At 64.9% G+C, this 7,181-nt stretch carries 8 protein-coding genes; 4 read left to right on the top strand and 4 right to left on the bottom strand.

Features of this window, described 5'->3' with window-relative positions; genetic code table 11:
- On the bottom strand, positions 1-394 hold a 394-nt coding region (locus tag J4D52_RS25145), incomplete at its 3' end, for a DoxX family protein (RefSeq protein WP_207272167.1).
- A gap of 147 nt (positions 395-541) precedes the next feature.
- Here J4D52_RS25145 and J4D52_RS25140 point away from each other — a divergent pair.
- Positions 542-1,447 carry a LysR family transcriptional regulator gene (locus J4D52_RS25140; protein ID WP_025804827.1) on the top strand — a complete coding sequence of 302 codons (906 nt, stop codon included), beginning with the start codon at positions 542-544 and terminating at the stop codon, positions 1,445-1,447.
- On the opposite strand, the gene J4D52_RS25135 is transcribed toward J4D52_RS25140, so the two are convergent.
- Positions 1,432-2,346, bottom strand: coding sequence for a LysR family transcriptional regulator (locus J4D52_RS25135; protein ID WP_025804826.1), 915 nt, complete (start codon positions 2,344-2,346; stop codon positions 1,432-1,434). The genes J4D52_RS25140 and J4D52_RS25135 overlap by 16 nt on opposite strands.
- 98 nt (positions 2,347-2,444) lie before the next feature.
- On the opposite strand from J4D52_RS25135, the gene J4D52_RS25130 reads away from it, so the two are divergent.
- The gene (locus J4D52_RS25130) at positions 2,445-3,449 is read left to right on the top strand and encodes a cyclase family protein (protein WP_025804825.1); all 1,005 of its coding nucleotides are present in this window, start codon (positions 2,445-2,447) and stop codon (positions 3,447-3,449) included.
- A 140-nt stretch (positions 3,450-3,589) separates the two neighbouring features.
- Here the strand turns inward: J4D52_RS25130 and J4D52_RS25125 are convergent, their stop codons facing one another.
- Positions 3,590-3,841 (bottom strand): hypothetical protein, encoded by a 252-nt coding sequence (locus J4D52_RS25125; protein ID WP_025804824.1) that lies wholly within the window; start codon positions 3,839-3,841, stop codon positions 3,590-3,592.
- Between the two features lie 92 nt (positions 3,842-3,933).
- Between J4D52_RS25125 and J4D52_RS25120 the strand changes: the two genes are divergently transcribed.
- A complete protein-coding gene (locus J4D52_RS25120) occupies positions 3,934-4,716 on the top strand; it encodes a helix-turn-helix domain-containing protein (RefSeq protein ID WP_025804823.1) in 783 nt (260 codons plus the stop codon).
- A gap of 32 nt (positions 4,717-4,748) precedes the next feature.
- On the opposite strand, the gene J4D52_RS25115 is transcribed toward J4D52_RS25120, so the two are convergent.
- Complete coding sequence (locus tag J4D52_RS25115; RefSeq protein ID WP_025804822.1) at positions 4,749-5,465, bottom strand: FadR/GntR family transcriptional regulator; 717 nt, start codon at positions 5,463-5,465, stop codon at positions 4,749-4,751.
- A 338-nt stretch (positions 5,466-5,803) separates the two neighbouring features.
- On the opposite strand from J4D52_RS25115, the gene J4D52_RS25110 reads away from it, so the two are divergent.
- Positions 5,804-7,162 carry an MFS transporter gene (locus J4D52_RS25110; RefSeq protein ID WP_025804821.1) on the top strand — a complete coding sequence of 453 codons (1,359 nt, stop codon included), beginning with the start codon at positions 5,804-5,806 and terminating at the stop codon, positions 7,160-7,162.
- Positions 7,163-7,181: the final 19 nt, after the last annotated feature.

The raw sequence follows: 7,181 nt of genomic DNA, 5'->3' as shown, positions 1-7,181 counted from the left end.
AGCGACCGGCACCGTAGGCCACCACTTGCAGCAGGCCGCCGGCCATGGCGATGTTCTTGAAGAAGTGGATGAACTGGTTCTGGTCGCCCAGGTTGTTGTGGAAGGCCAGGGCGGTGGCCACGCTGAACACCGCCAGGCCCAGGGCTACCAGGCGGGTGCGGTAGCCGGCGATCAGCAGCAGGCCGCCACCCAGTTCCACGGCGATGGCGATGCCCAGGGCCAGTTGCGGGAAGGGCAGGCCGACCGACTGGATGTAACCGACCATGGCGGCTGGCGCGGCGACTTTCGAGAAGCCCGACAGGATGAAGATGGCGCTGAGCAGGACGCGCCCGATCAGGCTGATGCTGGCGTTGGTGTTCGAGGTAGCGGACAGGGTGTTGGTCAGTGTGGACATGCTGGATTCTCTCAGTGGGTTCGGCTTCACCACTCTGGTGCGCCGCGATGGAGAGAAGTTTGCCACTGGCGTTATGAACGCAATAGCCGAATAATTTCGAGTATCAGGTTCTATTTTTTAGAACGTAGCCTTTGCGAGAACAGTACCATGTCCAGCAACCCCGGCACCCCCACCCTCGATCAATTGCGCATATTCCTCACCATCGTCGAGGTCGGCAGCTTTGCCGGTGCGGCGCGCAAGCTGCATCGCGCGACATCGGTGATCAGCTATTCCATGGCCAACCTGGAGTTGCAGCTGGGGGTCACGCTGTTCGACCGCAAGACCACCCGCAAGCCGCAGCTTACCGAGGCCGGGCGCACGGTGCTGGCCGAGGCGCGGAGCATCTACAACGGCATCGACGGCCTGCGGGCCAAGGTCAAGGGCCTGCTGCAGGGGCTGGAGGCGGAGATCCACTTGGTGATCGACGTGATGTTCCCGGCGGCGCGCATTGTCGACGCGCTGAAGAGCTTTCGCGCCGAATTCCCCACGGTGCAGTTGCACTTGCATATGGAGGCGCTGGGCGCGGTGACCCAGATGGTCCTGGAGGGGCGTGCGGGGGTGGGCGTCAGCGGCATGATGCATCGCAATATTCCCGGTATCGAACGGCTGGAGGCGGGGTTCGTCCAGCTGATTCCGGTGGCGGCCCCCGGGCATCCGCTGGCCCTTGGGCCCAACCTGCCGGGCGCCGGTCGCGAACATGTGCAGCTAGTGCTGTCGGACCGTTCAGAGCTGACGCGCAACCAGGATTTCGGCGTGGTCGGTACCCACAGCTGGCGCCTGGCGGACCTGGGCTCCAAGCACATGCTGCTCAAGGAGGGGGTCGGCTGGGGCAACATGCCGACGCCGATGGTCGAGGAGGACCTGGCCAGCGGGCGCCTGGTCCAGCTCGACCTGCCTGGGGGGCAAGGCCTGCCTTACGGCTTCGACGCCATCTACCGCATCGACACGCCGCCGGGGCCAGCGGCGTCCTGGCTGATCGAGCGGCTGGTGGCCCAGGCTCAGGCCGTCGCCTGAGGCATTTGCGCGTCGGGGCCGAGGGCCTTGGCGAGGAAGTCGACGAAGAAGCGGATCCTCTGCGACACATGGCGATTGCTGGCGTACACCGCGTAGATGGTGCGGCCTGGCATGGAGTAGCAGGGCAGGACCCGCTGCAACTGGCCGCTGTCGAGCAGCGGCTGGGCGATGAACGAGGGCAGGGCGCCAATGCCCAGCCCGGCCTGGAGCATGTCGCTGAGCATCAGGCTGTTGTCCACGGCAAAACGCACCGGCAGTTCCAGGCGGCTGCTGCCTTGCGGGCCTTCCAGCTGCCAGTGGCCGGGATGCTCGGCCAGGCGATAGGCCAGGCAGCTGTGGTCGCGCAGCTCATCGACCGTCTGCGGGCTGCCATGGGCCTGCAGGTAGGCCGGGGCGGCGCAGATCACCTGTTCGATTTCCCCCAGGCGCCGGGCGATCAGCGACGAGTCGCTCAATTGCCGGCGTATCCGCAGCGACACATCGAAACCTTCGCTCACCACATCCAGCAGGCGGTCGTCGAGGGTCAGGTCGATGCGAAATTGCGGGTAGCGCTGCATGAAGTCGGCAAGGATCGGCGACAGCACCTTGAGGCCGAACGACAGCGGCGCGTTGACCCGCAGGCGGCCGCCGGGTTCGCGGGTGCCGGCGCGGGTCGCGCATTCCAGGGCCGCCAGTTCGTCGAGCAGGTGGCAGCACTCGCTGAAGTAGGCCTGGCCGGCGTCCGACAAACTCATGCGGCGCGTGGTGCGCAGCAGCAACAGGCTGCCCAGGTGTTCCTCCAGCTGGCGCACCTGCTTGCTGACGGCGGCGGTGGATTGCCCCAGGTCGTTGGCCGCCAGGCTGAAGCTGGCGCGCTCCACCACTCGGCGAAAGGTGCGCATGGCTGCCAGCACATCCATATTGTTTCTCCTGGGTTGAATATGTCTTAACGAAACGCCTGATTATCGCCTAATTGTTAATCCATACCATGGGCACTTCATTTCACAGGAGTGTCGTCATGACTGTTTCCCGTTTGTCGCGTGTCATCCCCGGCCTGGCCGCCTTGTCGCTGTTCAGCGCCCTGTTCAGTGCACAGTGCAGCGCCGCGCCCCAGGCCGAGGTGGGCGTCAGCCCCTGGGGGCCGAAGGATGAAATCGGCCGCCTGAACCTGATCACCGAGCAGTCGCGGGCGGCGATCATGGCCCGGGTCAACGGCAGCCAGGCCTACGACCTGGCGGTGGACTATTACGTCGGCATGCCCAGCTGGCAGGCGGCGGGCGATCCGCCCTACCAGATGTGGATGACCCACACCCCCCACGGCAACGTGATCGCCGACCCGATGCAGGTCGGCGAGCCGATGAACCGGCATGTCAGCTATACCGGCTCGGCGGTGTCGATGTACGCCCATATGGGCACCCATATCGATGCGCTCAACCACTTCGGCCTCAATGGCAAGATCTGGAACGGCTTTCGCGCCGACCAGCACCTGGGCGACCGTGGCTGGAACGTCACCGGCGCGGAAAAACTGCCGCCGATCGTCGCCCGTGGGGTGCTGATCGACGTCGCCGCGGCCAAGGGCGTGGACATGCTGGCCGACAATTACCGGGTGACCCGCGCCGACCTGCAACAGGCGCTGAAGGCGCAACAGGTCAGCCTGGAAAAGGGCGACGTGGTGCTGATTCGCACCGGGCGCATGCGTGACTATGAAAAGGCCCAGGCCTATATGGCCAACCCGCCGGGCATGAGCCTGGACGCGGCGAAGTTCCTGGTGGAAGAGGGCGGCGCCATGGTGGTGGGCGCCGATAACCTCAGTTTCGAGACCTTCCCGTCGGAGGTGGAAGGCAACTACCTGCCGTTGCACACCTACCTGCTGGCGATGCAGGGCGCGCCGATCCTGGAACTGGTCAACCTCGAAGGCCTGTCGCGGGACCGGGTGTACCAGTTCGCCTTTATCGGTGCGTCGTTGAAGTTCCGCGGTGCCGATGCCGCACCGATTCGGCCGATTGCCTTGCCGATTCGCTAGTTGAGGTTTGACCTGTAGCCGCTGCCGCAGGCTGCGCTCGAGCGGCACGCTTGTGGCGATCTTGCGGGCGCTGGAGACCCTGCGGATCTATCGCGGCCTCGCGGGCTCGGCAGCGGCTACAGGGGTGTCAGCGGCTGGGCTCAGTCCTGCCCGCACAACGCCCGCAAGGCCGGGTCGCGTATTTGCATCAGTTCGAACAGCCCCAGGGCGCGGAGCGCTGGCAGGGCGGCCAGCAGGTCCTGCTCGGCGGCGCGCCGCTGCTCTGTCGGCGTGCCCGGTTCGGCCCACAGCCGGGCATTGATCAGGAAGGCCCCCACCGTGCCTTTGCGCACTTGGGTGCCGTTGAAATCGGCATGGTTGAGATGATCGGGTAACAGGTCTTCGGCGCGCATGGAGCAGTCCTCGTGTGAATGAGCGCTCAGTCTGTGGTCAAGGGATTGGCTAAACTGCCTGATTCATGCCGTTGAATAACGTGAAACAGCCAATGTCCCAACCTTTGGTTTCCCCCTTGCTCGCTCAAGCCCAGGGCGGCCCGCTGTTGGTCGGGGCCTGGCAACAGAGCCCGATCGAACGGCAGACCGCCGCCCACAGTCATGCCCGCGGCCAACTGCTCGGCGCCCGGCGCGGCCTGCTGTCGGTGACGGCGGCCGACAGCCAGTGGGTGGTGCCGGCGACCCATGCGGTGTGGGTGCCGCCCCGGTGCGAACACACCTTGCGTTCCCACGGTCCGTTCGACGGCTGGAGCGTCTATATCGAGCCCGACGCCTGCCACGAACTGCCGCAAGAACCACGGATCATTGCCACCTCCGGACTGTTGAGGGAGGCGGTGATGCGCGCGGCGAGCTGGCCACAAGGCGCGCTGGAGGAGCCGCAACTGCACATCGCCCGGGTGATCCTCGATGAGCTGGTCAGCTTGCCGGTGGAACCCTTGGGTTTGCCGTTGCCCATGGACCCGCGGTTGCGGCGGATCTGCCAGGCGCTGGCCGACGACCTGGCGGACAACCGCGGCCTGGAAGCCTGGGCACAGTGGGCGGGGATCTCGCCGCGAACCCTGGCCCGGCGTTTTGTCGGCGAGACCGGCTTTGCCTTCAGCCAGTGGCGGCAGCGGGCACGCTTGCTGCGGGCCCTGGAGCGCCTGGCGGCGGGCGATGCGGTGACCCGGGTGGCGCTGGACCTGGGCTACGACAATGTCAGCGCCTTTATCGCCATGTTCCGCCGCCAGTTCGGGGTGACGCCGGGGCGATATTTCGCCCGGTTCCACCTGTAGGCGCGAGCGTGCTCGCGATCAGGTTCAGCTGATTACCCCGCCGAAAACCGCTCCCGGCTATTGCTCAGGTGGGTCCACATCGCTGCGCGCGCGGCATCCGGATCCTGGCGGCGGATGGCGGCGTAGATGGCTTCGTGTTCCTGGTTGGCCAGGGTCGCCAGCTGCACCAGGTCGACATCGCCGCGCTCGGCGTCGCGCACCCGGGTCCGCGGGATCAGGGCGTTGCCCAAAGATTGCAGGATCTGCACGAAATACGGGTTGCCGGTGGCTTCGGCGATCAGCAGGTGGAAGCGTTGGTCGGCCTCCACGCAACTGTCGTTGTTGGCCAGCAGTTGCTGGTAGTCGTCCAGCGCCTGGCGCATCTGCGCCAGTTGCTCGGCGCTGCGCCGGCGGGCGGCGAGGGCCACCGCCTGGGTTTCCAGGCCCAGGCGCAGTTCGAGGATGTCGCGCACGCTCAGGGCGGTATCGACATTCAGGCGCAGGCCATGGGTGTCCTGGCGTTCCAGCACGAAGCTGCCGACGCCGTGGTGGGTTTCCACCCAGCCGGCGGCCTGCAGCTTGGAGATGGCTTCGCGCACCACGGTACGGCTGACGCCATGGGCGCGGACGATGGTGCTTTCCGACGGCAGCTTGTCACCGGGCTTGAGAATGCCGCGCATGATCTGCTGGGTCAGGTCGCTGACCAGCTCATGGGCCAGGTTGGTGGAAGGGCGACGGCGGCCCGGGGCGATATCGGATTCGGTGCTCATGGCAAGGTCGCGCGGGGAAAGCCAAGAGCTTATCACTGGTCAGACTTATCTGACATGTATGACAAGTTGTCGGATAAGTTGTTGCTGGATTCAACCTGGTTTCCCAGCGAGCGGGGCGATGGAAAAAATATCACGGTTGCTGGATATTTTATTTAATCAAATAAAATCAATTATTTAGTTTTATTTTTCAACGTTCTCTTTGCTCTGGAAGGCCTTGTGCGCAGGTTTCTGTCGCGAGTTGCTGCTTGTGACGTTATTTTTGTGCTTGTATGATGACTGTCAACTGCGGCGCTCGCCCAGTCACCCGCACACAACAACAAACAAGTGGGAGAGGCATCGTGAATACCACCCTTAATCCGTCCGGCATCGGGGACGATTCCCTGCTGGCCAGTGCCGTGGCGAAGGTCAAGCGCCATGTGCTGCCGCTGTTCGTGATCATGTTCATCGTCAACTACATCGACCGGGTCAACATCGGCTTCGTCCGTACCCACCTGGAACATGACCTGGGCATCGGCGCCGCGGCCTACGGTTTTGGCGCCGGGCTGTTCTTCATCGGTTACGCGCTGTTCGAAGTGCCGTCCAACATACTGTTGCAGCGGGTCGGCGCGCGGATCTGGCTGACCCGCATCATGTTCACCTGGGGGCTGGTGGCCACGGCCATGGCCTTCGTGCAGAACGAAACCCAGTTCTATGTGCTGCGTTTCCTGCTGGGGGTGGCCGAGGCCGGGTTCTTCCCCGGGGTGATCTACTACTTCACCCGCTGGCTGCCCGGAGTGGAGCGGGGCAAGGCGATCGCCATTTTCTTGAGCGGGTCGGCCTTGGCGTCGCTGGTCTCCGGCCCGCTGTCCGGGGCGCTGTTGCAGATCGAAGGCCTGGGGTGGCACGGCTGGCAGTGGATGTTCATCATCGAAGGCATGGCCTCGGTGCTGCTTTGCGGTTTTGTCTGGTTCTGGCTCGACTCCACGCCCCGCGACGCCAAGTGGCTGAGCACCGCCGAACAGGAAGCGCTGGTGCTGGCGATCGACAACGAGCAGCGCGAGCGCGAAGCGGCGATGCCGGTCAAGCCGTCGCTGTGGACCCTGCTCAAGGACCGGCAGATCCTGCTGTTCTGCCTGATCTACTTCTGCATCCAGCTGACCATCTATGCCGCGACCTTCTGGCTGCCGAGCATCATCAAGAAGATGGGCGACCTCAGCGACCTGCAGGTGGGCTTCTTCAACTCCATTCCCTGGCTGATCTCGATCATCGCCATGTACGCCTTCGCCGCGGCGTCCGGCAAATGGAAGTTCCAGCAGGCCTGGGTCGCCAGCGCCTTGCTGGTGGCGGCTGTCGGGATGTTCCTGTCTACCACCGGCGGGCCGGTGTTCGCCTTTGTTGCGGTGTGCTTCGCCGCCATCGGCTTCAAGTCGGCGTCCGCGCTGTTCTGGCCGATTCCCCAGGCTTACCTGGATGCACGCATCGCCGCCGCGGTGATCGCCCTGATCAACTCCATCGGCAACCTCGGCGGCTTCGTCGCCCCGGCCACCTTCGGCCTGCTGGAGCAGCGCACCGGGTCGATCCAGGGCGGGCTGTACGGCCTGGCGGCGACCTCGATCATCGCCGCGATCATCGTGTTTTTCGCCCGCACCCGGCCCAAGGCCCATGCCGCGCCGGCGCCCTTGGGCGAAACCCGCCCGCTGCTGGACAAATCCCACTGACTTCTGCCGACAGGAACCG

Origin of the sequence: Pseudomonas sp. GW460-12-10-14-TSB1, assembly GCF_017349775.1 — a bacterium.
GTDB lineage: Bacteria > Pseudomonadota > Gammaproteobacteria > Pseudomonadales > Pseudomonadaceae > Aquipseudomonas > Aquipseudomonas piscium.
Note: the sequence above shows the minus strand (reverse complement) of the source record. Positions and strands in the feature narration are given on the sequence as shown.

Bases quoted from the DNA above. Each gene is read 5' to 3' on its own strand.
- J4D52_RS25140 (WP_025804827.1), top strand. From the start codon at position 542: ATGTCCAGCAACCCCGGCACCCCCACCCTCGATCAATTGCGCATATTC.
- J4D52_RS25135 (WP_025804826.1), bottom strand. From the start codon at position 2,346: ATGGATGTGCTGGCAGCCATGCGCACCTTTCGCCGAGTGGTGGAGCGC.
- J4D52_RS25130 (WP_025804825.1), top strand. From the start codon at position 2,445: ATGACTGTTTCCCGTTTGTCGCGTGTCATCCCCGGCCTGGCCGCCTTG.
- J4D52_RS25125 (WP_025804824.1), bottom strand. From the start codon at position 3,841: ATGCGCGCCGAAGACCTGTTACCCGATCATCTCAACCATGCCGATTTC.
- J4D52_RS25120 (WP_025804823.1), top strand. From the start codon at position 3,934: ATGTCCCAACCTTTGGTTTCCCCCTTGCTCGCTCAAGCCCAGGGCGGC.
- J4D52_RS25115 (WP_025804822.1), bottom strand. From the start codon at position 5,465: ATGAGCACCGAATCCGATATCGCCCCGGGCCGCCGTCGCCCTTCCACC.